Genomic DNA, 25,908 nt, shown 5'->3' on the forward strand with positions numbered 1-25,908 from the left:
GAGCGAGGCCGAGCCGCCGGAGCGGCTCAGCCTCGCTCAGCGCGTCAGAACAGCAGAGAAGACAGTCGGTTGCGCGCGGAGATGACTCGCGGGTCCGAGACGCCGATCAGGCCGAACAGCTCGAGAAGGCGCTCCCTCACGGGTGTCCTCTCGTCCGATGACAGCTGGGCGAACAGGTCGAGCAGCCGCCCGAACGCGTCCTCGACGTGCCCTCCGGCGAGATCGAGGTCGGCGACATCGAACTGCGCCTGGATGTTCAGAGGTCCGGCCGCAGCCGCAGCCCGCGCGTCCTGGAGGTCGAGGTTCTGCACGCGGTCGAGCAGACGCACCTGTCCCAGACCGGCGATCGCATCCTCATCGCGAGGGTTCTCTGCGAGCGCCTTCTCGTAGGCGACGATCGCCGCGGCGTAGTCACCGTTCTCGATCGCGGCGAAAGCCTCGGCGTGCAGCGGTGGCATGGGCGGTTCCTCGGGCGTCTGCTCGCCCTGCTGCGGCTCGCCGACGTCCAGCGATCCGGTCACACCGTTCTGAGCCGCGAGCTGCAGCAGCTGCGCGAAGACCTCTCTGACCTGCTGCTCGGGCACCGCACCCGTGAACATCGGGACGGGCTGTCCGGCGATGAGCGCCACCACCATCGGGATCGACTGCGCGCGGAATCCCTGGGCCAGCTGCGGGTTGGCGTCGACATCGACCTTCGCGAGAAGGACCTTGCCCCCGAGTTCACGTGCCACCTTCTCGATGATGGGACTCAGCTGCTTGCACGGCCCGCACCATTCGGCCCAGAGATCGACGACCACGGGCACTGTCCGCGAGAGCTCGAGGATCTGACCGAACGACTCGTCGGTCGCGTCGACGACGATGTCCATCGCCCCGGAGGCAGGACTCTGCGCTCCCGCCGCGGGGGTGGCTGGTCGGTTCCGCAGGGATGAGAGGTCGACGGCTCCGCGGAGCGCGGCGGGAGAGATATCGGTCACTTGATCACCTCGACGGAGAGTAGGTCCTGTCGGACCGCCATGAGTCGGATCTGCTCCGTCGAACCCTGGGCGGGAACGGAGAAGAACAACTGGAATTCGTATTTTGTCGTGAAGCCCTTGGCAGATTCGGTGACGCCCGTCAGCGCCTTCGCCTGCGGATTCGCATCTCCGAGTCGGATGACGGCGTCAGCCGACGTCGGGGTGACCGACTCTGTGTCGATGAGCGAGACTGCGACGATCGCACCGCTGTCCAGCGTGGTCATGGAGACCGGCTCGGAATCCGCGGGAACGATATCGAAGGCCGTCTGAGACGTCTCGGCCGCGCCGTTGTCAGCCAGGTTCTGGACGACCGCCTGACGGCTGTCCCGAATCGACTGGGCGAGGTTCTGCGAGATCGGGTCGAACGAGCCCCACGATGCACTCTCCTCGCCCGCGTCGACGACGTCGGCGAAGGTCGCCGCGAGCTCTGCCGGAGGAATGCTGAGGAACGCGGAATCGTCGGGGACGAGCGAGGTTCCGAGCCACGATGCAGCCACGTCGGGGAAGACGGCATCCGCCGACATCTCGGCCATGTTCGTGACCTTGTAGTTCGACCAGGGATCCTGTTGCGTCATGGTGAGGATCACGGGCGGCACGGTGTCGTCGTCAGCGCTCTTCGAGAGCAGAAGCACCGTGCGCGGCCACCGGTCGGTGGCTTCGGGGAGCACGACCTCGACGTCATCCGTGGGCAGGGCGGCAGGAACCGGTGTCTCCGGAACCGCTGTCCGCAGTGCGTACTCCGTCGTGCGAGCCGTGAGCGCGGGCCCGTCGAGGCGCGTGCCTGCCAGAGCGATGTCCATCGCCGCGTCTGCGTCGGACAGAGTCGTTGACACTTCCTGCAGGATGCGTTTCGCCTGGGCCTCGGTCACTGCCGGGGGCTTCTGGTTGTCCGGTGCGATCACCGTCGCGCTGGGCGACGGCGAGGGCGTCCCCTCTCCGAGCTGCGGCCACGAGTCGGGCGAGCACCCGCTTGCGAGCACCGCCGTCACGGCCAAGGCGGGCAGCGCGAGCAGACGTCGCCGACGGTTCACCGGTCGCACACGCATCTCAGCCTTCTGATCGTGCTCCGAGCTCTTCGGGCCGGCTGCGTCCTCGGGGTGCGCGTCTCCGGCACGATCCGACTCGTCGTCGACACCCGTGGTCGTTCCGTCTTCGAGCGCCGCGCGTTCCGACGGCGGCAACTGAGCCACGTTGATCGGCTCGGTGGCCGGGAGGGGGCCGGGCCCCTTCCGCCGCGGTCCTCGCCCGCGACGCTGGTGACGGATCGCGAGCACGTAGAGCACGAGTCCGACCAGAAGCATGGCCGCTCCTGCCGCCATGAGCGGTCCGGCGAGGGGCGTGGACGTGTCCAGCGGCCACGACACCACGATGTCGTCCGGTGCATCTGCGGTGCCGTCGTACGCGATGATCAGGCTCACGCCCTCGGGCAGCTGCATGTTGTCGGCGATCAGCGTGTCCGTCTCGGTGAAGGAGTCCAGCCAGAGATCGGAGCCGGCGGGGTTGCGACCGGATTCGACCGCTGCGCCGTCGTCAGCGGGCGTTTCGGCCGGCGCGGGGGTCTCGGCCGCGGCCGGAGTCTCGGCAGGAGCCGGACTCTCGGAGGAACTGTCGCCGTCCGCAGCGGATCCCGCGGCGACCAGATCGACGTCGAGGTCACCGTCGTCGCCGACGGTCACGTGGTTGTAGGACGAGTCGGCGAGCCACGCCTGCATGTCGGCCGTTCGGCCGTACGCCGCGAAGATCTCGCCCTCGCCCCGAATCAGAAGGGTCTGAGACCCGGGGTGCTCGCGCAGGACGTCACCGTCCATGAGCACGAAGGGGGCGGGTTCTTCCGCAGCGACTGAGACCTCCTGAGTCGACGGACCCATGAAGATGGTTCGCTGCGCGATGCCCGCAGCGATCAGTCCCGCAGCCAGCACGAAGGCCACGACGGCCCATACGAAACGCACGAATAGTCTCCTCACGCGGCCCGGACGCACGCCCGAGTCGCAACACTCGACATTTCAGACTAGCGAAATCACCTGTGTGTTGCCCACGAGGGGCATGCGTCGACGCATGCGGCACGTCGTCGCGGCCGGTCGTGGTGCGGTGGATACGCTTGCAGAGTCGCCCATTCCGAGGAGCAACCATGAAGATCCACAACCCGTTCCGCACCGCTCTCGTGGCGACGCTCGGCGTGGGGCTGGGAATCCTGCTGATCGGAAGCGTGGAGAACCTCTCGACCGTGCTGCTGTATGTGGGCACGGCGCTCTTCCTCAGCCTCGGTCTGGATCCGCTGGTCTCGTTCCTCGAACGCAGGCGCCTGCCCCGCTGGCTCGCCGTGCTCATCACGATCCTCGCTGTACTCGGAATCTTCGCGGGGATCATCCTCATCGTCATTCCCGTGCTCGTCGATCAGATCTCACAGCTCATCGCTGAGATCACGGCCATCGTCCAGCGCGGGACGTTCCTCCTCGACCTGCGGCAGTGGATGGTCGACACGTTTCCCAATCTCAAGGTGGATGACGTCTTCGCCTATGTGACGGACTGGCTGGAGACGAACCTCGCCCAGATCGGCGGTTCGATCGGTCAGGGCGTACTCGCCGCCGGCGGGGCACTCGTGAGCGGTCTGTTCGGAGCGTTCATCATCCTGATCCTGACGATCTACCTCACCGCCTCGACGCCGTCGCTCAAGCGCGCGGTGTACCAGCTCGCTCCGGCGTCAAAGCGCGATCGCTTCATCGACCTCGCGGAGCAGATCACCGACTCCGTCGGCTACTACGTCATGGGCCAGGTCTCCCAGGGTGTCATCAACGGCATCCTGAGCATGATCTTCCTCACGATCATCGACGCGCCCTTCCCCGCTGTGCTCGCCGTCGTCGCCTTCTTCTTCTCGCTGATCCCCCTCGTCGGCACCCTCACCGGATCGACCATCATCGTGCTGGTGTGCCTGATCCCCGGACTCGGCTCGCCCGCCACCGCGATAGCCGCCGCCATCTACTACCTCATCTACATGCAAATCGAGGCGTACGTCATCTCTCCGCGGATCATGAGCCGGGCGGTGTCCGTTCCCGGTGCAGTGGTCGTCGTCGCCGCACTGGCAGGCGGGAGTCTCCTGGGGCTGCTCGGTGCGCTGATCGCGATCCCTGTGGCGGCCAGCATCCTCATCCTCTACCGCCAGGTTCTGATCCCGCGGATGAACGAGCTCTAGACAGCCGGCCATTCCGTCGGCAGCGGAAGGGCCGTCGGATTCACCGCCGCGACGATCTCGGTCAGGACACGCCGCGTCTGGCTCTCCCCCACCCAGAGATGCTTGCCGCCCTCGACGGCGATCAGTTTCGCATGCGGGATGGCGGAGAAGCGCTCGCGCGCTTCGGCGGGGCGGAGGTAGTCGTCGAGTTCGGGAACCAGCACGACGACGTCGACGTCGGAGTCGGCCCACGCCGCGACCTCGGCCTCCGTCGCCCGATGCAGCGGAGGGGAGAGCAGGATGATCCCCTCGACATCGTGCTCCCGTCCGTACTTGAGGGCGAGTTCGGTGCCGAACGACCAGCCGAGGAGCCACGGGCGCGGAAGACCTCTCTCACGGACGAACTCCATCGCCGCTGCGACGTCGAACTGCTCCGCTGCTCCGCCGTCGAATGCACCCTCGCTCGTACCTCGCGGCGAGGTGGTTCCGCGAGTGTTGAATCGCAGCACGGCGAGGTCCGCCAGTGCCGGCAGCCTGGCCGCAGCCTTGCGGATGATGTGCGAGTCCATGAACCCGCCCGCCGTCGGCAGCGGATGCAGTGTCACGAGCGTCGCCACAGGCTCGGAGTACTCGGGACGTGCCAGCTCTCCCACGAGAGTCAGCTCGTCGGCGGTCTCCAGCACGATGTCCTCGCGCAGAGCCGGCAGCTCGATCGGTCCACGGATCTCGATGCTCACGCAATCCTCCAACAGTGTGTGTGCCAATGCCGACGTGCGGCGAGGTCCGCGGCATCACCGAGGACACCGTCTGCGCGCCACACCACGAGGTGCGCGGTTCCCGGCACTACGGATCGCCCGCACCCGGGACAGACGTACTCCTTCAGCGCCTGCATCGCCGACACGGGCTGAACGGTCCACTCCGACCCGCGACGGACTTCGGTGCGCTTCCAGCTCGAAAGGAGGCGATCCAGCGAGTCGTCGGTGTCAGGGCGCGGTGGACGGCGCTTGCGGGAGCGGGCCATGAGGCCGACTCACCACCAGTGGTTGTTGGTCCAGAACGCGTGGGCGCCGGCCCAGCTTCCGTACCGCCCTGTGGCGTATCCCGTCGCCCAGCGCAGGTTGTCGACCGGGTCGTAACCATTGCCCGGGACCTTGCTGCACGGCAACGCCTGAACGAGACCACACGCACCCGACGACTTGTTCGTCGCGTTCGGGTTCCAGCCGCTCTCGCGAGACACGATGTAGTCGACATAGCCCCAGTCCGACTCCGCGATACCGGCCGCCGCCATCCACTCGGCGGGAGCGCCTCCGCCGGTGTAGAACAGCGGACCGCTGGGGCCGGGCTTGGACGACCCGGACGACCCGGACGAGGCGGTCGTCGGCGTCGGGGTCGGGGTCGGGGTCGGCTTGGGGGTCACGTAGACCGAGAACGTGCCACGCTGGATCGGAGCGATCGCGGCACCCTCTGCGGTGACCGTGAGATTCTGCGTCTCCGCAAGCGCCGCGGAGTACGCGGATTCGGGCCCGGCCGATTCCGGTTGCTGTGCGAGCGCGACGCCTGTGGGCGCGACCATGGCCGCCGCGAATCCCACGACCGCCAAAGCGCTGAAGAAACCTGCGACGCCCCGTCGGCGGCTGCCGCTGCGCGCCGAAAGAGTCGCCGATGCGGGCACAGGCGTGACGTCGTTGCGATGAGGTGTCATGTCGTTTCGGGAGTTCACGATGAGTGGGAGTCTACCGGGTGAGGCGCGAGTCAGCCATCGGAACGCTCAGCGAACAGCCAGGATCACATCCACGGTGGCGTCGAGAAGGGCGTCCACCTGCTCTTCCCGGTATCCCCCGCGCTGCATCCGGAAAGCTGCTGAGCGCAGCTGCTCGGCCGTCAGCGGTTCGCCGTCGCGCAGATAGCGCGCTATGCGGGTGCCCACGTGGTCGACCTCATCGATGCGATAGCCGAACGTGAGGAGTCCCGTGCGCGCGAATCGCTGCCGCTTCGGACGGGCAAGATGGTCGAGGATGATCTGGGCGTCGTCACGCGCCTGCTCGACCCACACCCCCGCACCCTGCGCACGAACGGCCCGATCGCGTGCGCGAGCTGCGAGCGCGTCCTCGACCCGCCCGAGCGCGGCATCGACCTCGGCCACGACGTAGCCGTCCTTCACGAGCGGGAATGATGCCACACGGACGTCGGCTGCGCTGAGGTCATCGGCATCTCCTTCGAAAGCGGCTCTGGCAGCCGCGAGGAACGTGTCGACGGCCGCGCGGTGGTAACCGCGCACGCGACCGCTCGTCACGGAGAACGCGGCCGTCGGCTGCGCCGAGGCGGCCGATGTCTGCACGTCGTCGGAGACCATCACAGCACCACCCAGGAGGAGAAGAGGAAATAGAGGCACAGCGCGGGGACCGTCGACGGAAGGATGCTGTCGAGCCGGTCGAGGAGCCCCCCATGACCGGGGAGCCACGAGCTCATGTCCTTGATCCCGAGGTCACGCTTGAGCATGGACTCCCCGAGGTCACCGAGTGTCGCGGACAGAAGGATCGCAACGCCGAAGATCACGCCGATCCACCACGGCAGGTGCAGGAGGAAGATCGCGAGGAGGACACCTGCGGCGATCGACCCGGCGACCGCCCCGCCGAAGCCCTCCCATGTCTTCTTGGGACTGATCTTCGGAGCCATCGGATGCCGACCGAAGGCGAGCCCGGCAGCATACGCACCCGTGTCTGCCACGACCGCGATCGCGATGAAGCTCAGCACCCACCACTGGCCACCCTCCTGCTTGAGCAGGATGAGGGCGACAGCCGCCAGAAACGGGACGTAGATCTGGACGAAGCCCCCGATGACCGCATCTGTCAGCACATCGCCGTATGTTCGGCCGTCTTTGGCGACCATCTGAGCGACCAGACGCCAGACCACGACGAACGCGACGGCGAAGAACAGCATGACCCAGACGAACCACAGATCGAGGAAGAACGCGGAGAGCACGAGCAGGGTCGCCGCGATGAACTGAGGCACCACATCGATCCGTCGCCCGGATGCCCGCAACGCCAGGGAGAGTTCGTACACACCGAGCAGCGCCGCTGCCAGCGCGAACGGCACGAAGAGGACCTTGATGAAGAGCAGCGACGCCAGGAGCGCAGCACCGAACGCGAGCCCGATCAGCGTCGCGAGGATCAGGTCACGGCCGGTGCGCTCCTTGATGCGCTCATTCGCCTGGTCGAGTTGTCCGCGAGCATTCGTGACATGCGTTCCGAATTCGTCGCGCGCGGCGCGCCACTGTTCCCTGATCGCGTTGTGATCGGCTGTGTCCAGGGGGGATTCCGTCATCGCGCGCTCCTCGGCGGGCAGAGGTGGTCGCGGCGGGATGCTTGTCACGTCGAACGCGGGCGCAGCGTTGTCGACCAGCGGGGTGCCGCCGGTCGCGGTCGACGAGTCGCGCGCCTCGCGGCGCGTCTGCGGCTTGTCGGTGCCGTCATCGGTGCGTTCGTCGGACATGCCGCCTACACCTCGAGGAGTTCGGCCTCTTTGCGCTTGAGTGCGTCGTCGATGAGGTCGACGTGCTGGCGCGTGAGGGCGTCGAGTTCCTTCTCTGCACGGGAGATCTCGTCTTCGCCCAGTTCGCTCTTGAGGCCGTCGAGCTCGTCCTTGGCCTTGCGACGGATGCCGCGAACGTGCACCTTGGCGTCCTCTGCCTTGGTCTTGACGAGCTTGACGTACTCCTTGCGGCGTTCAGCGGTGAGCTCGGGCATCGTCACGCGAACGAGATTTCCGTCGTTCGTGGGGTTCGCTCCGAGGTTCGGCATGTCCCGGATCGCCTGCTCGATGGCTTTCAGGGCGCTCTTGTCGTAGGGAGTGATGATGAGCGTGCGCGCCTCCTGATTCGCCAGCGAGGCGAGCTGGGCGAGCGGAGTCGGCGTACCGTAGTAGTCGACCAGGACCTTCTGGAAGAGCTGCGGGTTGGCGCGGCCGGTGCGCACGGTGGAGAAGTCCTCCTTGGCAGCCTCGACGGCTCGTGCCATACGGGAAGTGGTTTCAGCGAGGACGTCCGCGATCACGGTGACTCCTATCGTCGGGGTGTTCTGAAATTCTATCGGGCCAGGCCCTCGAGCACCGTCAGGCGCTCAGGCGGTGACGAGAGTGCCGATCGGCTCACCGAGGAGGGCACGCGTGACGTTGCCGGCCGGTTCCATGCCGAAGACGCGCATGTCCATGTTGTTGTCCATGCACAGGCTGAACGCGGTCGAGTCGACGACCTTGAGCCCGCGCTGGAGCGCGTCCCGGTAGGTGACGCGGTCGATGCGCTCGGCATCCGCGTGCTTGTTCGGGTCGGCCGTGTAGATGGCATCGACGCCGTTCTTGGCGACGAGCACCTCCTGCGCGCCGATCTCGAGCGCGCGCTGTGCGGCGACCGTGTCGGTCGAGAAGTACGGGAGGCCGGCGCCGGCTCCGAAGATGATCACGCGGCCCTTCTCCATGTGACGCTCTGCGCGCAGCGGGATGTACGGCTCCGCCACCTGCGTCATCGAGATCGCGGACTGCACGCGGGTGGGAGCCCCGGCCTGCTCGAGGAAGTCCTGCAGGGCGAGCGCGTTCATCACGGTGCCGAGCATCCCCATGTAGTCGGCTCGGCCGCGGTCCATGCCGCGCTGGCTGAGCTCGGCACCCCGGAAGAAGTTGCCGCCGCCGACGACGATCGCGATCTCGACCCGGTCTACGGCCGCGGCGATATCGCGCGCGATCTGGCTGACGACATCGGGATTGACGCCGAGCTGGCCGGCGCCGAACGCCTCTCCCGAGAGCTTCAGAAGGACGCGACGGCGTCCTGTGCGTTCGGTCATGGGTGTGATCCTCTCGTCCCGATTCAAGATAGTGCCTCGTGGGCATGAAGAAGGGGTTCGGATCGCGGTGATCCGAACCCCTTCTACGGTGTTACGCGCCGACCTTGAAGCGCGCGAAGTCCGTCACGGTGATCCCGGCGTCCTTCGCCACCTGAGCGACGGACAGCTTGCTGTCCTTCGCGTAGTCCTGCTCGAGCAGGGCGACCTGCTTGATGAACGCCGAGACGCGGCCCTCGACGATCTTGGGCAGAGCAGCCTCGGGCTTGCCCTCGTTGCGGGAGATCTCGGTGACGATCTCGCGCTCCTTCTCCACGGCCTCGGACGGGACGTCCTCGCGGGAGAGGTACGACGGGTTGGCGAACGAGATGTGCTGCGCGATGCTGCGAGCGGTCTCGGCGTCGTCACCCGTGTAGGCGACGACGACACCGATCTGCGGCGGGAGGTCCTTGCTCGTGCGGTGCAGGTAGACCTCGACCTTGTCGCCCGAGATCGTGCGCACCTTGCGCAGCTCGACCTTCTCGCCGATGATCGCAGCCTCTTCGGAGATGACCTGCTCGACGCTCTTGTCGCCCGCCTGGGCGGACAGAGCAGACTCGACAGAATCAGCCTTGACGGCTGCGACGGCGTCGGCGACCTTGTCGGCCAGTGCGATGAATCGATCGTTCTTCGCGACGAAGTCCGTCTCGCAGGCGAGCTCGATCAGCGTCACTGCGCCGTCCTGCTCGCGAGCGACGATGAGGCCCTCGCTGGTCGAACGGTCGGCACGCTTCGCATTGCCCTTGGCACCCTTGAGACGCAGGATCTCGGTGGCCTTCTCGACGTCTCCGTCAGCCTCCTCGAGCGCCTTCTTGGTGTCGACCATTCCCGTGCCGAGCTGCTCACGCAGCGCCTTGAGGTCGGCGATGGTGAAGTTGGCCATGTGTGGTGGCTCCTTGCTTCGTGATGTGTGTGGTGGTCGCGGAATTACTTGGCGTCTGCCTCAGCGGGGGCCTCAGCGGCCTCTGCTGCGGGCGCGTCGGAGGCAGCTGCATCCTCGACCGGAGCCTCAGCCTCGGTCGCGGAGTCGGCGGGAGCCTCGGTCGCGGAGTCGGCGGGAGCCTCGAGGAGCTCCTTCTCCCAGTCGGCGAGCGGCTCAGCGTCGCCCGTCTCGGGGTTGTGCTTCTGCTGCAGGCCCTCTGCCGCTGCGTCCGCGATGATGCGGGTGAGCAGCGAGACCGAGCGGATCGCGTCGTCGTTGCCGGGGATCGGGTACTGGAAGTCGTCCGGGTCGGCGTTGGTGTCGAGGATGCCGATCACCGGGATGCCGAGCTTCTTGGCCTCATCGATCGCGAGGTGCTCGCGCTTCGCGTCGACGACCCACAGGGCGGACGGCGTCTTGGTGAGGTTGCGGATACCACCGAGCGACTTGTGCAGCTTGTCGAGCTCGCGCTTCTTGAGAAGGAGCTCCTTCTTGGTGAAGCCCGAGGCAGCCGGGTTCTCGTAGTCGAGCTCCTCGAGCTCCTTCATGCGAGCGAGGCGCTTCGCGATGGTCTGGAAGTTGGTGAGGAGTCCACCGAGCCAGCGCTGGTTGACGTAGGGCTGGCCGACACGCGTGGCCTGCTCCGCGAGGATCTCCTGCGCCTGCTTCTTCGTGCCGACGAAGAGGATGGTGCCGCCGTGTGCGACGGTCTCCTTGACGAAGTCGTAGGCCTTGTCGATGTAGCCGAGCGACTGCTGGAGGTCGATGATGTGGATGCCGCTGCGCTCCGTGAGGATGAAGCGCTTGACCTTCGGGTTCCACCGACGGGTCTGGTGTCCGAAGTGCACGCCGCTGTCGAGCAGCTGGCGGATGGTGACCACAGCCATGGTCGTCTCCTTGTTCCGGCGCGATTCTGCGCCATTGAGGTTGTCAAGTCGATCGGACGATCGAACTCCCTGGTGCCCGGCGCACCCCCGCCTGAGTCGAATCAGGACCTGTGGGAGTGGATGCCACGACCGAGGTCGCTCTGGGCACGCGTAGTCACCCCGAGATCGAGGTGCCCCATCAGCATACAGGATGCAGCGTGCGCGCTCCTCCTGCACAGCGCACCGATATCGCGGCTTGCCCACACGGCTCGCGTAAGTAGCGATGGCCCGTTCCGCGACCGGCGAGAGCGCCGGACCATTGTCCGATGAAGCTGCTTACACGCGCGACGATCGCGTTCATCACTCTGATCGGCCTCGCTCTCGTTCCTCCGCTCCCGACGATTGCGCACGCATCATCGTCGTCCGCTGAGTCGGTTCCCGTCTGGCGCTGGCCGAGTGATGGGCACCGCGTGATCGTGACGCCGTATCGCGCGCCCGCACACGACTATGGAGCGGGTCATCGAGGGTTGGACCTCGAGACGGCGCCCGGCGCGGTGATCCGAGCTCCCGCCGACGGGACGGTCGCCTTCCGAGGAACCGTCGTCGATAGGCCCCTGATCACCATCGAGCACCCCGGCGGCTATGTGTCGACGCTCGAGCCACTGTCTTCCGAGCTCTCGCCAGGAGACACCGTCTCGTCCGGAGACGAGATCGGCACGCTGGCCACGGGGGGCCACGCAGCGCCCGGCACTCTGCATCTCGGCGTGCGTCTCGACGGCGCGTACATCAACCCCATGCTCCTCTTCGGCACCGTGCCGAGGGCCGTACTGCTCCCCTGCTGCACAGCTCCGTGACACCGGTCGCCTGTGGTTCACGCGCGAGGGTGCGCGAGACGATATGTCGCAGTGAGCCGCTCGGCTGACACATGCGTGTAGATCTGGGTCGTGCCGAGGCTTGCGTGACCGAGGATCTCCTGGACAGCGCGCAGGTCTGCGCCACCGTCGAGAAGATGGGTCGCCGCGGTGTGTCTCAGCGCATGCGGGCCCACTGTGTCCGCCCCGATGTGAGGCCCCAGCACCTCCGCGACCAGCGCATACACGGCGCGCGGTCCGAACCGCCCACCACGGGTGCCGAGCAGCAGAGCCGAGGACGGTCGCTCCGCTCTGCCGGCGAGCGAGGGGCGCCCTCGCGTCAGGTAGGCGCCGGCGGCATCCCGCGCGGGAATCCCGAAGGGCACCACTCTCTCTTTCGAGCCCTTTCCCAGCACCCGCACCGTCCCTCGATCCAGGTCGAGGTCGTCGACGTCCAGTCCGCACAGCTCGGAGACACGAATACCGGCCCCGTAGAGAAGCTCGAGAATCGCGTGGTCGCGGAGAGCGATCGGATCCCCGCCCTCAGCGGCGAGTCGTTGCGCATCCAGCAATGTCGTCATCGCATCGTGAGAGGCGACGACGGGCAGCGTTCGCCCTCGCTTGGGAGTAACGAGGCGCAGGCTCGGATCGTGGGAGACGAGCTGCGTCTCGTGCGCCCAGCTGAAGAAGGACCGTGCCGCTGCGGCTCGCCGTGCGAGTGTGGAACGCGCGTCTCCTCGTTGAGTCGCCCGCCACAGCCAGTCGCGCAGCGTCTCGAGTGTGACGGCGTCGAGTTCGAGAGCGCCGACGGTCTCCGCGAGATCGCGGAGGTCCGATCGGTACGCGCGAACGGTCGCCGGAGACAGGCGGCGCACTCGGGCAAGGTGCTCGATGAAGTCGTCCGTGGCCGCCTGGAACTGCATGGAACAAGTGTGCAGGAGCGCGAATCCGCGCCGCGTCAGCCGCGCCGCTCTCCCTCCCGCCGCTTCTGCCATCCGCTCTCGATCCGCGTGACCACTCCATCCAGCTCCAGCAGTCCGAGGAGCGAGCCGATCCTCTCAGGAGCAAGCCCCGATCGTCGTGACAGCTCGAGAACGGGACGCGGCGCGCGACTGCTCAGGGCGTCGAGCAATCGAGACCTGTCCGGATCTGACGTCGTCGCGGTGGACCCCCCGGACACGACCTCGCCCCACAGCTCGCGAATCTCGGCGGTCGTGGTGACGCATCTCGCGTCGTATTCGCGCAGGAGCCGATGACAGCCCGCCGACGATGCGGAGGTCACCGGGCCGGGCACAGCGCCGAGCGGTCGCCCGAGCGCAGCGGCATGCCCTGCCGTGTTCAGCGACCCGCTTCGCCATCCGGCCTCCACCACGACCGTCGCGTCGCTGAGAGCCGCGATGAGTCTGTTCCGTGACAGGAATCGCCACTTCGTGGGCGCTGTTCCGCAGGGCACCTCGCTCACCACGGCGCCGGTCTCGACGATTCGCCGAAGGAGTTGCTGATGACCTTGGGGGTACGCTCGGTCGACTCCCCCGGCGAGGAAGGCGACGGTGTTGCCGCCGACGCCGAGGGCCGCCCGATGCGCCGCCCCGTCGATGCCGTACGCTCCGCCGGACACGACGACCGCGCCGCCCGCTGCGAGTTCGCCGGCGAAGTCGCCTGCGAGCATCTCGCCATATGCGCTCGCCGCCCTCGCACCGACGATCGCGACCCGGATCGCGCCGGTGAGGAGGGCCGGGTCTCCACGGACCCAGAGCAGCGTCGGCGCATGCACGCCGAGGTCGTCGAGCGAGTTCGGCCAGAGGGCATCACCGGGAAGCAGCAGTCGCGCTCCGACGTCGGCAGCGCCGCGGATGGCATCCACAACGCGGTGCGCATTCGCTCGGGGAGCCCACCGGGCTCGCGCCTCCGAGAGAGCCTGACCGCCGACATCGGAGCCGGCGAGAGTCCCCCCGCCGAGCGCCGATTCGAGCGCGCTCACAGCGCCGGACTCCGCGATGAGCGCTCCCGCGACCCCATCGCCGGGCTCAGTGAGCACGGACCACGACACACGAGCCAGCGCCTCCTCAGCGTCGGGGTGTGGTCGAACCCGCTCGAGTGCCGCCCGGACTTCCGGATCGGCTCCGACTGACTGCATCATGACGCGTGTCCCCCCTTCAGAAACAGTGCCCGGCCGACTTCATCGCGTCCGGGGCTGTCGACGCCCGCGAGATCAGCCATCGTCCAGGCCAATCGCAGCACCCTGTCGTAACCGCGAAGTGTGAGTGTTCCGCGCTCGAGAGCCCTGTCCAGTGGCAACCTCGCCTCTGCGGGGATCCGCAGGTCCTGCTGCCTCAACCGGGCCCCGGGCACCTCACTGTTGCGCAGCCACGGCGTCCCCCGCCACCGTGCGATCGCCCGCTCGCGCGCCTGGATGACCCTCGCCCGAGCGTGCTCGCTCGTCGTACCCGAACGGTCAGCGGTCATGGCCCTGGTCGCGGACACGCGCGAGACATGCAGCTCGATATCCACTCGGTCCCGAAGCGGACCGGAAAGTCTCGTCGAGTATCTTCGGATCGCCAACGACGGGCACGTGCATTCTGCGCCGCGCACGCCGTAGTTGCCGCACGGACACGGATTGAGCGCCATCACCAGCTGGAACCGCGCGGGGAAGAGCGCAGTGACGCCCGAGCGGCTCACCTCGATGACGCCGGATTCGAGTGGCTGACGAAGCGCATCGAGCGACACCCGCGAGAATTCCGCTGCTTCGTCGAGGAAGAGCACGCCGCGGTGTGCGCGAGAGATGGCCCCGGGTCGGACGGACCTCGTGCCGCCTCCGACGAGCGCTGCGACCGAGGCACTGTGGTGCGGCGACTCCATCGGCGGCGTGGCGTCGAGAGATCGAACTGCCTCCCCCGCGAGTGAGCGTATCGACGCCACCTCGAGGGCCTCATCGTCGGTGAGGCTCGGAAGGATACCGGGCAGCCTCCGTGCCAGCATGGTCTTTCCTGCGCCCGGCGGACCGCTGAGCAGCATGTGGTGGCCCCCTGCTGCAGCCACGATCAGGGCCTCGACAGCCTCCTCTTGGCCCACGACGTCGGAGAGGTCTAGCCTCTCACGGTGCTCGGGGGCGAATGTGGCAGGCGCCACCGGATCGGCATCGAGCACCTCGATCTCGGCCCCGTGCCAGACGGCGACCTGCGAGAGACTGGCTGCAGCGCGAACTTCGATCCCCGGCACGAGCCTCGCCTCCGCCTCGTTCCCCCACGGCACGACCACGGTGTCGAACCCGGCCCGCGCGGCGGCGAAGACGGACGGCAGCACACCGGCGACCGGCCTGAGTCGACCGTCGAGCCCGAGCTCACCGAGATGCACCGTGCCCGCGATCGACCGTCTCGACAGCGATCCGCCTGCGGCGAGAGCGGCGACGGCGATGCTCAGGTCGAAGCCGGCGCCCTGCTTGGGCAGGCTCGCGGGCGACAGGTTGACCGTCAGTCGGCGGCGCGGCAGGTCGAGCGACGTGTTCTTGCAGGCGTTGTGAACTCGCTGCACTGCTTCACCGAGCGCTTTGTCGGGCAGGCCGATGATCTTGAAGTCTGGCGTCTGATTCGAGATATCGGCCTCGACCTCGACCATGTGTCCGTCGACCCCGGTGAGCGCGACCGCCCACGTTCGAGCCGTCTTCACGACACGTCCACGAGGTGCTCGAGCGTGCTGTGCTGCGGATCCGCGCCGATGATCCCGATCGCCTCGATCCGTATCGCGAGGCCGCCCGCCAGATCCGGATGTTCAGCCGCCCACGCGTGAGCCAGCTGCCACAGTCGCCGGATCTTGCGTGCGTCCACCGCTTCGAAAGGGTGTCCGTGAGAGATCGTCCGTCGTGTCTTGACCTCGACGATCGCGAGGTGGTGACCGCGAGACGCGACGATGTCGATCTCGCCCTGCGCGCACCGCCAATTGCGGTCGAGCACCGTGTATCCGATACCGCTCAGATACCGAACCGTATGTTCTTCGCCGGATCTCCCCAGCTCGTCTTTCGCTGCCATGATGACAGCCTGTCGACCGGGATCGACGATCTGCGCCTCAGGAACCCGGAAGTCGCGGAGGGCGGGGACAGCCCGTCACAGAGCCGGACTGTGCAGGAGTGGTCACTCTCCGTCGAGCGACAGCTCCTGGGGCAGCTCGAACTCGCGCCGCTGAAGCTCTTCGACGTTGACGTCCTTGAACGTCAGCACGCGCACAGCCTTCACGAAGCGGTCTGCACGATAGATGTCCCACACCCAGACATCGCTCATCGAGATCTCGAAGTAGAAGTCGTGCTCGGTGTCACGACGCACGACGTTCACCTCGTTGGCGAGGTAGAAACGCCGTTCCGTCTCGACCACATACTGGAACTGCGCGACGACATCGCGGTATTCGCGGAACAGCGCCAGCTCGAGCTCGCGGTCGTAGTCGTCGAAGGCTTCCTCATCCATGATGTGTCCATCCTAGAGTCGGCGACGCGTCGATGCCGCACGCCGGCTCAGAACAGCGTAGGGACATCCGCGATCGCCCAGGAGGCGCGGTGGTGTGGCGACAGGCCGAGGCTCCTGATCGCGTCGCGGTGCTCGAGGCTCGCATACCCCTTGTTCCGGTCCCACTGATACAGGGGATGAGTTTCGTGAAGCTCGGTCATGTAGGTGTCGCGGGCCACCTTCGCGATCACGGATGCCGCCGACACGGAGGCGCAGTCGCGGTCGCCCTTGACGACCGGTCGGACGCGTAGCGGCACCGGATGAACGGGCGAGACGTAGTCGTGATTGCCGTCGAGAAGAACCACCGCGCCATCGAGCGCCGCTCCCGAATCGACCACGCTCTGCACGGCCCGAGACGCTGCCAGACCGAGCGCTCGCATGATGCCGACCTCGTCGACCTCGGCCGCACTCGCCCAGCCCACTCCGCACGCCTGCACCCACGCGGCCGCCCTCGCGGCGACGTCGGGCCGACGCTTCTCGGTGACGAGCTTCGAATCACGGAGCCCCTCGGGCACGCGACGGCGCGCTCCGGCCGCATCCATCACGGCTGCTCCGACCGCGACCGGCCCGGCAAGCGCGCCTCGTCCGACCTCATCGAGGGAGATGATGAGATCGCACTCGTTGAGCAGCCTGCGCTCCAGAGTGAGCTTGGGAGCGACGACGGTCATTCCGAGTCCGGGACGCCGTTGAAACTGTCGTGGTGGCCGTCGATCGTACCCATGCGATCGAGCGGCCACGTGGTGAAGAACGCCTTGCCCACGACGTTCTCGACCGGCACGAAGCCGCCACTGGGAAGGTCCTGGTGCGCCCGGGAATCACGCGAGCGATCACGGTTGTCCCCGAGAAGCCAGAGCGACCCCTCCGGCACGACCACGTCGAACGGATCGTTTGAGGCCGCAGTATCGCCCTCGGGCAGATTGAGGTAGCTGAGTTCGTCGATGGGGGCGCCGTTGATGGTGATCTGGCCAAGAGCGTTGCAGCAGACGACATGGTCGCCCGGAAGACCGATCACCCGCTTGACGAGGTGATCCTGCGAGTCCGTGGCCGAAATGCCGACGACGTTGAGCACCCAATCGAAAGCTTCGACGAGAGGGGGCTGGGCAGGAGTCTGCGGCTGACCGTCGAGCCACCCGCCCGGGTCCTTGAAGACGACGACGTCGCCACGTTCGTACGATGTCCACCGCGGCGTGAGTTCGTCGACGAGGATCCGATCGTTGACCAGGAGCGTTCGTTCCATCGAAGCCGACGGGATGTAGAACGAGCGGACGATGAAGGTCTTGACGACGAACGAGACGAGCGCAGCGATGACGATGATCACGAGCACGTCCCGCAGGAACACGAGGAACCCGCGACGCCGCTTCGTCGGAGGCTTGGACGCGGCGGCGGATTCAGTCGTCATGGGGTTTCCTTCACAGTGTCGCACCGCACGGAGACGGCAGTATCAAGGGTCGCACACCCCGGAGAGAACACAGCACCCCGGGACATCGTGTCCCGGGGTGCTGTGGAGAGCCTGCGCGTCAGTTGTCGCGCTTCTCCTTGATCTTGGCCTTCTTGCCCCGCAGCTGGCGCAGGTAGTAGAGCTTCGCGCGACGCACGTCACCGCGGGTGACGACCTCGATGTGGTCGATCACCGGGGAGTGCACCGGGAAGGTGCGCTCGACGCCCACCTGGAAGCTGATCTTGCGAACGGTGAAGGTCTCACGCACGCCGTCGCCCTGGCGGCCGATGACGACTCCCTTGAAGACCTGGATACGCGAGCGGGTGCCCTCGGTGATGTTCACGTGCACGTTGACGGTGTCACCGGGGTGGAAGACGGGAACGTCTGAACGCAGCGATGCTGCGTCGACGGCGTCGAGGATCTGCATGATCGTCTCTCTCTGCACTCGCCTCAGGTCGGTTGCATGATGTAAGTAGGAATAAGAAGAAGTGTGTGCTGAACGGCGCCGAAGCGTCCGCGGGCTCCCCTGAGGCAGAACCGGTCACGGCACAATCATTCATTCTGCCATGGATGCCGCACACGGCCAAAACGCCGTGCGCGATGCCATCACTCCGGCGAATCCTTCTCGCGGATCACGAACACCTCGCGCGCTCGGGTCTCCGGCGCGGACTCGTCGACACCGGGCACGGTGGACCACGAGATGGTCTCGCGGATCCGCGCACCGCTTCCCTTCGCCTCGTTCCACAGCTGCCACAGTTGCAGCCAGACCAGAGCGATGCCGACGACGACCGCTGCAGCGAGAAGCCACCCGAAAGCACCGTCGATGAAGCATCCGACAGCGATGGTGAGCCCGTGCCAGAGCGAGAACCCTGCGACATCCCACCAGGAGACCGCGCGCTCGACCCGCACGGATGGGCGGGATCGGGTCAGGAGCGTGAGGAGGAGCTGTCCGACGAAGACGGACGGGATCGCGATGAACAGGACCCAGAGGATCGCCCACCCGCCCTGGAAGACACCCCACCCGACCAGCAGCCAGAGCGGCAGCAGGAAGGCTGCCGGGATCAGCCACCGGAAGAACGCCTGACGCAACCACATGTCACAAATCGTACGCCCGCGTGCCGTGACCGATCCAGGTGTTCGCTCTGAGCGCCCGCTCCCGAGGCGGACGACCGAGACCGGGAGATCGGGGAGAATGGAGAGGACGAGAGGACACACGATGATCGAACTGCGCACCCCTGCCGAGATCGACGAGATGCGCGCCGCCGGTCGCTTCGTGGCCGAGACCCTGGCGACCCTGCGGGAAGAGACGAAGGTCGGCACGAATCTGCTGTCGATCGATCGACGCGCGCACGACATGATCCGCAAGGCCGGAGCCGAGTCGTGCTACATCGACTACCACCCGTCCTTCGGCGCGAGCCCCTTCGGCAAGGTCATCTGCACCTCGATCAACGACGCAGTGCTGCATGGCCTCCCCCACGACTACACGCTGCGTGACGGCGACCTGGTGTCGCTCGACTTCGCTGTCTCCGTGGACGGATGGGTGGCGGACTCCGCGGTCTCCTTCGTCGTCGGCACTCCCCGCGACGAGGATCTCCGCCTCATCGAGACGACCGAGCGCGCCCTCGCAGCCGCCATCGACGCTGCCGTGGTCGGCAACCGGATCGGCGACATCTCCGCCGCGATCGCAGCCGTCTCGCACGGCGAGGGGTACTCGATCAACACCGACTTCGGCGGTCACGGTGTCGGACGCATCATGCACGGCGACCCCCATGTTCCCAACGACGGCCGGGCCGGGCGCGGATTCCCGCTGCGCGAGGGCCTGGTGTTCGCGCTCGAGCCGTGGCTGCTCGAGACGACGGACGAGCTCGTGACCGACCCGGACGGCTGGACGCTGCGCAGCGTCGACGGATCGAGGGGCGCCCATTCCGAGCACACGGTGGCCGTGACCGCCGAGGGACCGATCGTGCTCACCGACCGGTCGTTCCTCGGCGTCGACTGAGCACGCGGCTCATCCCTCGGGCTGAACGCGCTCCCACGGGGCGACCGGACCGTCGAGCACATGGAAGAGCGGATGCGGGTCGGGCACCGACACCGATGACCACAGAGCGAGCAGATCGGGATTGCGAACAGCCAGCTTCGCGCTGAGATGCGCCCATTCCAGCTCGAGCTGTCCGGTCGTCACCATGAGGATCTCGTCCCCGCGTGCGTCCGGACGGTCGATCCTCGATCGGTCGAAGCTGTAGCCGCGGGCATCGGCTTCGACAGCGATCCCGCGAAGGTACGCCCCGATCACCCCGATCGGGTCCGCGTGAGAACGGAATCTCTCGAGCTGCGGATGTGCGAGGTACCCGCGTGTCCGTTCCGCGAGCACCGCCTGTGCGAGCAGCGTCTCGCGCCAGCACGCGACGAGACCCTGTCGATCGAGGTACCTCGGGTGCAACGACCAGATCCTCATGCGCGTCGGTACACGAAGACGTCGGTCACGATCGGCAGCTCGAACTCGTCTCTGCCGCGCGTCTCGGGATCGGAGTCGAGTACGGATCCGATGGCAGCGAGCTTCTCGGCGCGCGCTTCTTCACCCGCCACCAGGAAAGTGCTCACCGTGGACCAGCGTCGGAGATAGTCCGCGCGCGTGACCCGCTCGGCCCACGGAATGCGCTCCCGTGAGACGAACTGCAGGCCAGGAAGCTCCTCCGCCGCGCTGCTCGTCGTGTCGTCCGCTTCTGCGACCGCCGGGTGCGCGATCCGGTGTGCGGCCCTGTCCCACGTGCTGGCCGGATCCGAGTGATTCCACACGAGCCCCAGGTGCCCGCCCGGCACGAGGACGCGAGCGATCTCCGCACATGCCTGCTCACGGTCGAACCAGTGGAAGGCCTGAGCCGCCGTCACCAGGTCCACCGAGCTGTCGTCGACCGGGATGCGCTCCGCGCCGGCAAGGATGGCATCGACCCCCGGCAGCTTCTGCCGCAGCACAGCGAGCATGGACTCCGACGGCTCGACGGCGATCACGTGATCGGCGCGCTCGGTGAGGAGCGACGTGAATTTGCCGGTTCCCGCGCCCAGGTCCAGAGCCATCCTCACCCTGTCGGGAGCCACGATCTCGACCGCGCGACGAGGGAAACCCGGACGGTAGCGGTCGTAGTCCTCTCCGATGTGCTCGAATGACTTCGCAAGAACCTGGTCGACCATGCTGCGACGCTATCAGGGCGACGGCGTCGCTCGTCCGTGTGCGTCGCGCCTATGCCATCCTGAGTGCATGATTCCGCAGGATCGTCGTGTTCCCGAGCTCCTGTTCCTGGTGCGCCACGGTCAGACGGTGTGGAACCGCGAACACCGCCTGCAGGGGCAGCTCGACTCGCCGCTGACGGACGAGGGTATCCGTCAGGCGAAGAACCTGGCCGAACGGCTCACGGGCCGCGGGATCACCACCGTCTGCTCCAGCCCTCTGGGTCGAGCACTGCGGACGGCGGTGATCATCGCCGACCGGATCGGCGCCGATCTGGTGGAGGTCGCCGACCTCGCCGACGTGCACCACGGCATGATGGCCGGGCTGACGTGGGACGAAGTGGACGAGCGCTACCCCGGCGCACGATCCGACAGGGCGGAGAATCGCTACGGCTGGGCTTTCCCCGGTGGCGAGAGCTACGCTCAGGCCAGGGCGCGCGCCCGACGATCACTGTCGGCGTGCGGCTGGGCGTCCGAGGGCACCCCTGTCCTCGTGACCCACGAGATGCTCGGCAGGATGCTCAGAGCCGACCTCCGAGGACTGGACCCCTCGTCGGCGCTCTCGCTGCGGCATCCGCACGATGTGGTCTTCGAGATAGACCGAGGCGAGGAGCGGATGCTCTAGGACTCGTCGGCCGGCAGGAGGTCGGGACGACGCCGGCGCGTGCGTTCGAGCTGCTGTTCGCGACGCCACGAAGCGATCAGCGCATGATTGCCGCTGAGGAGGACGTCGGGCACCGGCCGCTCGCGCCAGACGGACGGCTTCGTGTACGACGGGTATTCGAGGAGGCCGTCTTCATGCGACTCCTCGACGAGGCTCTCCGGATTGCCGACCACGCCGGGGATCAGACGCCCGATCGCCTCGATCATCGCCATCGTCGCGACCTCGCCGCCGTTGAGGACGTAGTCCCCGAGGCTGATCAGCCGCACCTCGCCCAGCGACGCGGCGTACTCGAAGACCCGCTCGTCGATGCCCTCGTAGCGACCGCAGCCGAACACGAGATGCTCACGGGTGCTGAGATCGCGGGCCGTCGCCTGTGTGAAGACCTCACCAGCGGGCGAGGGGAAGATGATCGTCGGTCGCGTCTCCGACGACGCAGAGTCGGAGGATGTCAGCTCATCGAGCGCCAGCCCCCAGGGCTCCGGCTTCATGACCATGCCGGCTCCGCCGCCGTACGGAGTGTCGTCGACGGTGCGGTGCCGGTCGGAGGTCCAGTCGCGCAGATCACGCACCCGCAGATCGAGGATGCCGGCGCTCTGCGCCTTCCCGAGCAGGGAGAGAGTCAGCCCGTCGAAGTACGACGGGAAGATGGAGAGGACGTCGATGCGCACTGGCGAGCCGTACGGGGTGATCAGTCGGTGCCGTCGGAGTCCTGGGACTCCCCCGCATCCGCTGCGTCCACGGCATCCGGGAGCTCCTCGAAGAGCCCGGCAGGCGGGGTGACGATGACGCGTCCGGCGTCGACGTCGACCGTCGGCACGATCGCCTTGACGAACGGCACCATGATGTCCTGCTCGCCGGATCGCACGATGAGCAGATCCTGAGCGGGGAAGTGCTCCACGCGAGCCACCTTGCCCACGACGACATCGTCACGGACGACGTCGAGACCCACGAGCTGATGGTCGAACCACGCGTTGTCCTCGACCTCGTCGTTGTCCTGATCGATCCAGAGGATCGCGCGCACGAGACCTTCGGCGCCCTCTCGATCGTCGACATCCTTGAGGAAGACGACGGGGTTGCCGTTCATCACGCGGTATTCACGCACGACGACGGTCTTGCCATGCCACGGAGATGCCTCAGGCACCTGCAACGTGAATTCGGCTCCCGGTGTGAAGCGACGTTCCGGGTTGTCGGTGTACAGCTCGAGCTTGAGCGCACCCTTCAGACCATGCGCCTTGACGAGTCGACCCACCCGCAGCTGGTTCTTGCCCTGTTTGCGGTCTTTGGACACCACGTCAGTCATCCGCGACGTCGACACGGACGCGCCGCCCATCCGCGAGAGCGGTGATGAGCGTGCGCAGAGCTTTCGCGGTGCGGCCGCCGCGCCCGATCACTCGACCACGGTCGTCGGGGTGCACACGCACCTCGAGCAGATCGCCTCTCGGCGAGGTGGAAGCGTTGATACGGACATCTTCAGGGTGATCGACGATCCCCTTGACGATGTGTTCGAGCGCGGCGGCGAGCACGACGAATTACTCTGCGTCGGTTGCGGGAGCCTCTGCGGCCTCCGCGTCGGCCTTGGCGGGAGCCTCCTCTGCAGGAGCCTCCTTCTTCTCGGCCTTGGGCTTCACGACGGACTTCTTGGACGCGTCGATCTCGAACGGAGCCTTGGGCTCCCGGACCTTCAGCGTGGACTTCGCGTCCTTGTCGCCCTTGAACTTGCCCCAGTCGCCCGTGATCTTGAGAAGGGCGGCGACCTGCTCGGTCGGCTGCGCGCCGACGGAGAGCCAGTACTGTGCACGGTCGGAGTCGATCTCGATGAACGAGGGCTCCTCGGTGGGGTGGTACTTGCCGATCTCCTCGATCACGCGACCATCGCGCTTGGTCTTCGAGTCGGCGACGACGATGCGGTAGTACGGCGCACGGATCTTGCCCAGGCGCTTGAGACGAATCTTGACAGCCACGATTCTCCTGAATTGTGTGGAAGGTGACGAACCGATCGCCTGGAGAGTGGGGTGCACACCCGGCGGAAGCTCAAATAGGGAGGACGAGTGCTGGATAGAGGGTCGAGCACGTCGTCCGACCCTCTATTCTGCCAGATCCGCGGCTCAGAGGCGAAACGCGGCGACACGGCCGTTGCCGTGTCGCCGACAGCGCGTGTCAGACTGTGCTCGTGAAGCTCGATTTCGCGCCATCGGCCCGGTCCACCGTCGGTCTCGAGTGGGAGATCATGCTCGCCGATCCGGTGAGCGGTGATCTCGTCGGTCGCGCCCCTGAGCTATTGGCGGCGCTCGAGGACGAGAGCGCAGACGAACGCCACACGGTGACGGGCGAGCTGCTCACCAACACCATCGAGGTCACGAGCGGCATCGGGGACTCGGTGGCCCACGCGGTCGACGACATCGCGAACGCCATCACCGCTGTGCGCTCCGCAACCGATCCGGCAGGCATCGAGCTGCTCTCGGCAGGCAGCCACCCGTTCGCCCAGTGGTACCACCAGGAGGTGACCGACAAGACCCGCTACCACACGCTGATCGAGCGCACCCAGTGGTGGGGTCGGAACATGATGATCTGGGGGATCCACGTACACATCGGCGTCGAGGATCAGCTCAAGGTCATCCCGATCATCAATGCCCTCGCGGCATACCTCCCGCATCTGCAGGCCCTCGCGGCGTCGAGCCCGTTCTGGGCGGGCGAGCGAACCGGCTACGCATCCAACCGGGCGCTGGTCTTCCAGCAGCTGCCCACCGCTGGACTCCCCTGGCCCCTGAAGGACTGGTCGGAGTATGAGGCGTACCTCGAGGACATGGTGCGCACGGGCGTGATGGCCGACGCGACCGAGGTGCGCTGGGACATCCGGCCGGCGCCACGGTGGGGAACGATCGAGGTGCGTGCGTGCGACGGGCTGTCGACCCTGCCCGAGCTCGCCGCCATGGCCGCCCTCGTGCAGGTCCTGGTGGAGCACCTCTCCCGGCAGCTCGACGAGGGTCGCGACCTCTCCGAGATGCCGGCCTGGTTCCACCGCGAGAACAAGTGGCGCGCCGCGCGGTATGGACTCGACGCGCGCGTGATCGTGGATGCGGCCGGCACGCAGCGCCCGGTGCGCGACCATCTCGCGGAGATCGTCGAGGAACTCGCACCGGTCGCAGTCGAACTCGGCTGCGTGCGCGAGTTCGGCAGCATCGAGTCGATCCTCACGGACGGCGCGAGCTATGAACGCCAGCTGACGATCGCGAACGCCACGGGCGGCGACCTCGGCGCGGTCGTCCAGCACCTGATCCGAGAGTTCCGTTCCGGCCCCGAGGCCTCGACAGACGAGCCGTAGGGTCAGTCGTCGACGAGCCGTAGGGTCAGTCGTCGACGAGCCGACGCGCGAGCCCCTCGTCGAGCACGACGTCGGTGATGAGTTCTGCGGTGATCGCGGCGCGGAGGCTCGCGAGCTTGGGCACGCCGGACACCACGCACACGCGTCGCGGCACCCGCCGCAGTCTGTCGAGCCCCGGACCCGTCGCACGGGCATTGACGCGGATGTCTCTCCAGGACCCGTCACCACGGAAGAAGACAGTCGCCACGTCGCCGATCGCATGATCCTCGCGAAGGCTCCGGTAGTCGTCGCGCCCGAGATAGCCGCCGACGTACACACGGCTGGGGACCTCCGCGGCCGGGGAGCCGAGACTGAACACGGCGATGTCCATCTTCGACTGCAGATCGAGCACACGTCGCGTGCTTCGCTCTCGCCACATCGCCTCGCGCGTCGAGGGGTCGTCGAAGAAGGCCGGCACCGGGAACTGCTGCACCTGGGCGCCGAACGCGCTGCCGAAGCGCTGGAGGATGTCGCTCGAGTACTCGACCCCGCTCGTCTGCGTGTTGCCTGCGCCGTTCAGTTGCACGAACGTGGTGTTGTGCGTCTCCTTCTGCGTGAGACCACGACTCACGGCACTGATGGTGGATCCCCAGGCGACGCCCACGATCATGTTGGAGTCGACGAACTGCGACAGCAGGCGCCCGGCAGTGAGAGCCACCCGCTCGAGCCGCTCGACCTCGCTGACGATCTCGGGGATCGGCACGACGTGCGCGACCACGCGGTGTCTGTCCCTGATTCGCTGCTCGAGCATGCCGAGTCGCTCGAGGGGCGAATTGATCCGGATGTCCACGAGTCCGCTCTCACGGGCGAAGCTGAGCAGCCGCGACACCGACGATCGCGACGTCTTCAGCTCTTTGGCGATGACCTCCATGGTCTTGTCCTGCATGTAGTAGAGCTGGGCTGCGGTGAGCGCGGCGACCAGCTTGGAATCGCGCGATCCCGCGTCTGACTGGCTCATGTCGACCTCCTCGGGTCGATCTTTGCACATATGTGCAGCTGGCTTGCGCGCGCTGGGCGATCGGGTCGAAGCTGGGA

General features: G+C 67.0%; 32 protein-coding genes. 5 read left to right on the forward strand and 27 right to left on the reverse strand.

The window, feature by feature from the left end; all coding sequences use genetic code 11:
- Positions 1-44 precede the first annotated feature (44 nt).
- Both AB0N61_RS06600 and AB0N61_RS06605 read right to left on the reverse strand, forming a co-directional pair.
- On the reverse strand, positions 45-974 hold the full coding sequence (locus tag AB0N61_RS06600; protein ID WP_363362600.1) for a tetratricopeptide repeat protein: 930 nt from the start codon (positions 972-974) through the stop codon (positions 45-47).
- Positions 971-2,962, reverse strand: coding sequence for a glycosyl transferase (locus AB0N61_RS06605; protein ID WP_363362602.1), 1,992 nt, complete (start codon positions 2,960-2,962; stop codon positions 971-973). Before AB0N61_RS06605 ends, AB0N61_RS06600 begins: the two co-directional genes overlap by 4 nt.
- 179 nt (positions 2,963-3,141) lie before the next feature.
- Between AB0N61_RS06605 and AB0N61_RS06610 the strand changes: the two genes are divergently transcribed.
- The gene (locus AB0N61_RS06610; RefSeq protein ID WP_363362603.1) at positions 3,142-4,203 is read left to right on the forward strand and encodes an AI-2E family transporter; all 1,062 of its coding nucleotides are present in this window, start codon (positions 3,142-3,144) and stop codon (positions 4,201-4,203) included.
- On the opposite strand, the gene AB0N61_RS06615 is transcribed toward AB0N61_RS06610, so the two are convergent.
- The 9 genes from AB0N61_RS06615 to rpsB all read right to left on the reverse strand — a co-directional run bounded on the left by AB0N61_RS06615 (position 4,200) and on the right by rpsB (position 10,862).
- The gene (locus AB0N61_RS06615; protein ID WP_363363177.1) at positions 4,200-4,913 is read right to left on the reverse strand and encodes an alpha/beta hydrolase; all 714 of its coding nucleotides are present in this window, start codon (positions 4,911-4,913) and stop codon (positions 4,200-4,202) included. The two genes, AB0N61_RS06610 and AB0N61_RS06615, sit on opposite strands and share 4 nt — an antisense overlap.
- 2 nt (positions 4,914-4,915) lie before the next feature.
- Complete coding sequence (locus AB0N61_RS06620) at positions 4,916-5,203, reverse strand: hypothetical protein (protein ID WP_167944289.1); 288 nt, start codon at positions 5,201-5,203, stop codon at positions 4,916-4,918.
- 9 nt (positions 5,204-5,212) lie between these two features.
- On the reverse strand, positions 5,213-5,902 hold the full coding sequence (locus AB0N61_RS06625) for a transglycosylase SLT domain-containing protein (protein WP_363362604.1): 690 nt from the start codon (positions 5,900-5,902) through the stop codon (positions 5,213-5,215).
- A gap of 48 nt (positions 5,903-5,950) precedes the next feature.
- Positions 5,951-6,535 (reverse strand): DivIVA domain-containing protein, encoded by a 585-nt coding sequence (locus tag AB0N61_RS06630; protein WP_363362606.1) that lies wholly within the window; start codon positions 6,533-6,535, stop codon positions 5,951-5,953.
- Positions 6,535-7,674 carry a phosphatidate cytidylyltransferase gene (locus AB0N61_RS06635; RefSeq protein ID WP_363362608.1) on the reverse strand — a complete coding sequence of 380 codons (1,140 nt, stop codon included), beginning with the start codon at positions 7,672-7,674 and terminating at the stop codon, positions 6,535-6,537. Before AB0N61_RS06635 ends, AB0N61_RS06630 begins: the two co-directional genes overlap by 1 nt.
- 5 nt (positions 7,675-7,679) lie before the next feature.
- Entirely contained in the window at positions 7,680-8,234 is a 555-nt protein-coding gene (gene frr / locus AB0N61_RS06640) for a ribosome recycling factor (RefSeq protein ID WP_167944295.1), read from the reverse strand.
- A gap of 66 nt (positions 8,235-8,300) precedes the next feature.
- Positions 8,301-9,017: a UMP kinase gene (pyrH, locus tag AB0N61_RS06645; protein WP_167944297.1), complete on the reverse strand. Its 717-nt coding sequence runs from the start codon at positions 9,015-9,017 to the stop codon at positions 8,301-8,303.
- A gap of 91 nt (positions 9,018-9,108) precedes the next feature.
- Positions 9,109-9,936 (reverse strand): translation elongation factor Ts, encoded by an 828-nt coding sequence (tsf, locus tag AB0N61_RS06650; RefSeq protein ID WP_167944299.1) that lies wholly within the window; start codon positions 9,934-9,936, stop codon positions 9,109-9,111.
- A 44-nt stretch (positions 9,937-9,980) separates the two neighbouring features.
- Positions 9,981-10,862, reverse strand: coding sequence for a 30S ribosomal protein S2 (gene rpsB / locus AB0N61_RS06655; protein WP_363362611.1), 882 nt, complete (start codon positions 10,860-10,862; stop codon positions 9,981-9,983).
- Between the two features lie 305 nt (positions 10,863-11,167).
- Here rpsB and AB0N61_RS06660 point away from each other — a divergent pair, with 305 nt between their 5' ends.
- On the forward strand, positions 11,168-11,695 hold the full coding sequence (locus AB0N61_RS06660; RefSeq protein ID WP_363362613.1) for a M23 family metallopeptidase: 528 nt from the start codon (positions 11,168-11,170) through the stop codon (positions 11,693-11,695).
- A gap of 17 nt (positions 11,696-11,712) precedes the next feature.
- Here the strand turns inward: AB0N61_RS06660 and AB0N61_RS06665 are convergent, their stop codons facing one another.
- The 9 genes from AB0N61_RS06665 to AB0N61_RS06705 all read right to left on the reverse strand — a co-directional run bounded on the left by AB0N61_RS06665 (position 11,713) and on the right by AB0N61_RS06705 (position 18,718).
- Positions 11,713-12,615 carry a tyrosine recombinase XerC gene (locus AB0N61_RS06665; protein WP_363362615.1) on the reverse strand — a complete coding sequence of 301 codons (903 nt, stop codon included), beginning with the start codon at positions 12,613-12,615 and terminating at the stop codon, positions 11,713-11,715.
- Positions 12,616-12,650: 35 nt separating this feature from the next.
- On the reverse strand, positions 12,651-13,832 hold the full coding sequence (dprA, locus tag AB0N61_RS06670) for a DNA-processing protein DprA (protein ID WP_363362616.1): 1,182 nt from the start codon (positions 13,830-13,832) through the stop codon (positions 12,651-12,653).
- On the reverse strand, positions 13,829-15,358 hold the full coding sequence (locus tag AB0N61_RS06675; protein WP_363362618.1) for a YifB family Mg chelatase-like AAA ATPase: 1,530 nt from the start codon (positions 15,356-15,358) through the stop codon (positions 13,829-13,831). Before AB0N61_RS06675 ends, dprA begins: the two co-directional genes overlap by 4 nt.
- The gene (locus AB0N61_RS06680) at positions 15,355-15,717 is read right to left on the reverse strand and encodes a YraN family protein (protein WP_363362620.1); all 363 of its coding nucleotides are present in this window, start codon (positions 15,715-15,717) and stop codon (positions 15,355-15,357) included. Before AB0N61_RS06680 ends, AB0N61_RS06675 begins: the two co-directional genes overlap by 4 nt.
- A 102-nt stretch (positions 15,718-15,819) precedes the next feature.
- Complete coding sequence (locus tag AB0N61_RS06685; RefSeq protein WP_042541663.1) at positions 15,820-16,146, reverse strand: DUF2469 family protein; 327 nt, start codon at positions 16,144-16,146, stop codon at positions 15,820-15,822.
- Positions 16,147-16,193: 47 nt separating this feature from the next.
- On the reverse strand, positions 16,194-16,853 hold the full coding sequence (locus AB0N61_RS06690) for a ribonuclease HII (RefSeq protein ID WP_363362622.1): 660 nt from the start codon (positions 16,851-16,853) through the stop codon (positions 16,194-16,196).
- Positions 16,850-17,584 carry a signal peptidase I gene (lepB, locus tag AB0N61_RS06695; RefSeq protein WP_167944341.1) on the reverse strand — a complete coding sequence of 245 codons (735 nt, stop codon included), beginning with the start codon at positions 17,582-17,584 and terminating at the stop codon, positions 16,850-16,852. The genes AB0N61_RS06690 and lepB overlap by 4 nt, the downstream gene beginning before the upstream one ends.
- A gap of 118 nt (positions 17,585-17,702) precedes the next feature.
- The gene (gene rplS, locus AB0N61_RS06700) at positions 17,703-18,050 is read right to left on the reverse strand and encodes a 50S ribosomal protein L19 (RefSeq protein WP_053099097.1); all 348 of its coding nucleotides are present in this window, start codon (positions 18,048-18,050) and stop codon (positions 17,703-17,705) included.
- Between the two features lie 179 nt (positions 18,051-18,229).
- Positions 18,230-18,718 carry an MFS transporter permease gene (locus AB0N61_RS06705; RefSeq protein ID WP_167944343.1) on the reverse strand — a complete coding sequence of 163 codons (489 nt, stop codon included), beginning with the start codon at positions 18,716-18,718 and terminating at the stop codon, positions 18,230-18,232.
- 121 nt (positions 18,719-18,839) lie between these two features.
- Here AB0N61_RS06705 and map point away from each other — a divergent pair, with 121 nt between their 5' ends.
- Positions 18,840-19,622, forward strand: coding sequence for a type I methionyl aminopeptidase (map, locus tag AB0N61_RS06710; RefSeq protein WP_363362624.1), 783 nt, complete (start codon positions 18,840-18,842; stop codon positions 19,620-19,622).
- Between the two features lie 9 nt (positions 19,623-19,631).
- Here map and AB0N61_RS06715 read toward each other — a convergent pair whose 3' ends face one another.
- Both AB0N61_RS06715 and AB0N61_RS06720 read right to left on the reverse strand, forming a co-directional pair.
- Positions 19,632-20,078 carry a pyrimidine dimer DNA glycosylase/endonuclease V gene (locus AB0N61_RS06715; RefSeq protein WP_363362626.1) on the reverse strand — a complete coding sequence of 149 codons (447 nt, stop codon included), beginning with the start codon at positions 20,076-20,078 and terminating at the stop codon, positions 19,632-19,634.
- Positions 20,075-20,812, reverse strand: coding sequence for a class I SAM-dependent methyltransferase (locus AB0N61_RS06720; protein WP_363362628.1), 738 nt, complete (start codon positions 20,810-20,812; stop codon positions 20,075-20,077). Before AB0N61_RS06720 ends, AB0N61_RS06715 begins: the two co-directional genes overlap by 4 nt.
- 67 nt (positions 20,813-20,879) lie before the next feature.
- Here AB0N61_RS06720 and AB0N61_RS06725 point away from each other — a divergent pair, with 67 nt between their 5' ends.
- Positions 20,880-21,473 carry a histidine phosphatase family protein gene (locus AB0N61_RS06725; protein WP_363362630.1) on the forward strand — a complete coding sequence of 198 codons (594 nt, stop codon included), beginning with the start codon at positions 20,880-20,882 and terminating at the stop codon, positions 21,471-21,473.
- Here the strand turns inward: AB0N61_RS06725 and trmD are convergent.
- The 4 genes from trmD to rpsP are packed head-to-tail and all read right to left on the reverse strand — an operon-like array spanning position 21,470 to position 23,473.
- The gene (gene trmD / locus AB0N61_RS06730; RefSeq protein ID WP_363362632.1) at positions 21,470-22,180 is read right to left on the reverse strand and encodes a tRNA (guanosine(37)-N1)-methyltransferase TrmD; all 711 of its coding nucleotides are present in this window, start codon (positions 22,178-22,180) and stop codon (positions 21,470-21,472) included. The two genes, AB0N61_RS06725 and trmD, sit on opposite strands and share 4 nt — an antisense overlap.
- 20 nt (positions 22,181-22,200) lie before the next feature.
- Positions 22,201-22,812 (reverse strand): ribosome maturation factor RimM, encoded by a 612-nt coding sequence (gene rimM, locus AB0N61_RS06735; RefSeq protein WP_363362634.1) that lies wholly within the window; start codon positions 22,810-22,812, stop codon positions 22,201-22,203.
- Positions 22,805-23,035: an RNA-binding protein gene (locus AB0N61_RS06740; RefSeq protein ID WP_050721075.1), complete on the reverse strand. Its 231-nt coding sequence runs from the start codon at positions 23,033-23,035 to the stop codon at positions 22,805-22,807. Before AB0N61_RS06740 ends, rimM begins: the two co-directional genes overlap by 8 nt.
- Before the next feature lie 6 nt (positions 23,036-23,041).
- Positions 23,042-23,473: a 30S ribosomal protein S16 gene (rpsP, locus tag AB0N61_RS06745; RefSeq protein ID WP_167944355.1), complete on the reverse strand. Its 432-nt coding sequence runs from the start codon at positions 23,471-23,473 to the stop codon at positions 23,042-23,044.
- Between the two features lie 209 nt (positions 23,474-23,682).
- Here rpsP and AB0N61_RS06750 point away from each other — a divergent pair, with 209 nt between their 5' ends.
- The gene (locus tag AB0N61_RS06750) at positions 23,683-24,834 is read left to right on the forward strand and encodes a glutamate--cysteine ligase (RefSeq protein ID WP_363362636.1); all 1,152 of its coding nucleotides are present in this window, start codon (positions 23,683-23,685) and stop codon (positions 24,832-24,834) included.
- A gap of 25 nt (positions 24,835-24,859) precedes the next feature.
- On the opposite strand, the gene AB0N61_RS06755 is transcribed toward AB0N61_RS06750, so the two are convergent.
- Positions 24,860-25,831, reverse strand: a complete 972-nt coding sequence (locus AB0N61_RS06755; protein ID WP_363362638.1) for a sugar-binding domain-containing protein — start codon at positions 25,829-25,831, stop codon at positions 24,860-24,862.
- Between the last annotated feature and the right edge of the window lie 77 nt (positions 25,832-25,908).

The organism is Microbacterium sp. NPDC089320, from assembly GCF_040684875.1.
Taxonomy (GTDB): Bacteria; Actinomycetota; Actinomycetes; order Actinomycetales; family Microbacteriaceae; genus Microbacterium.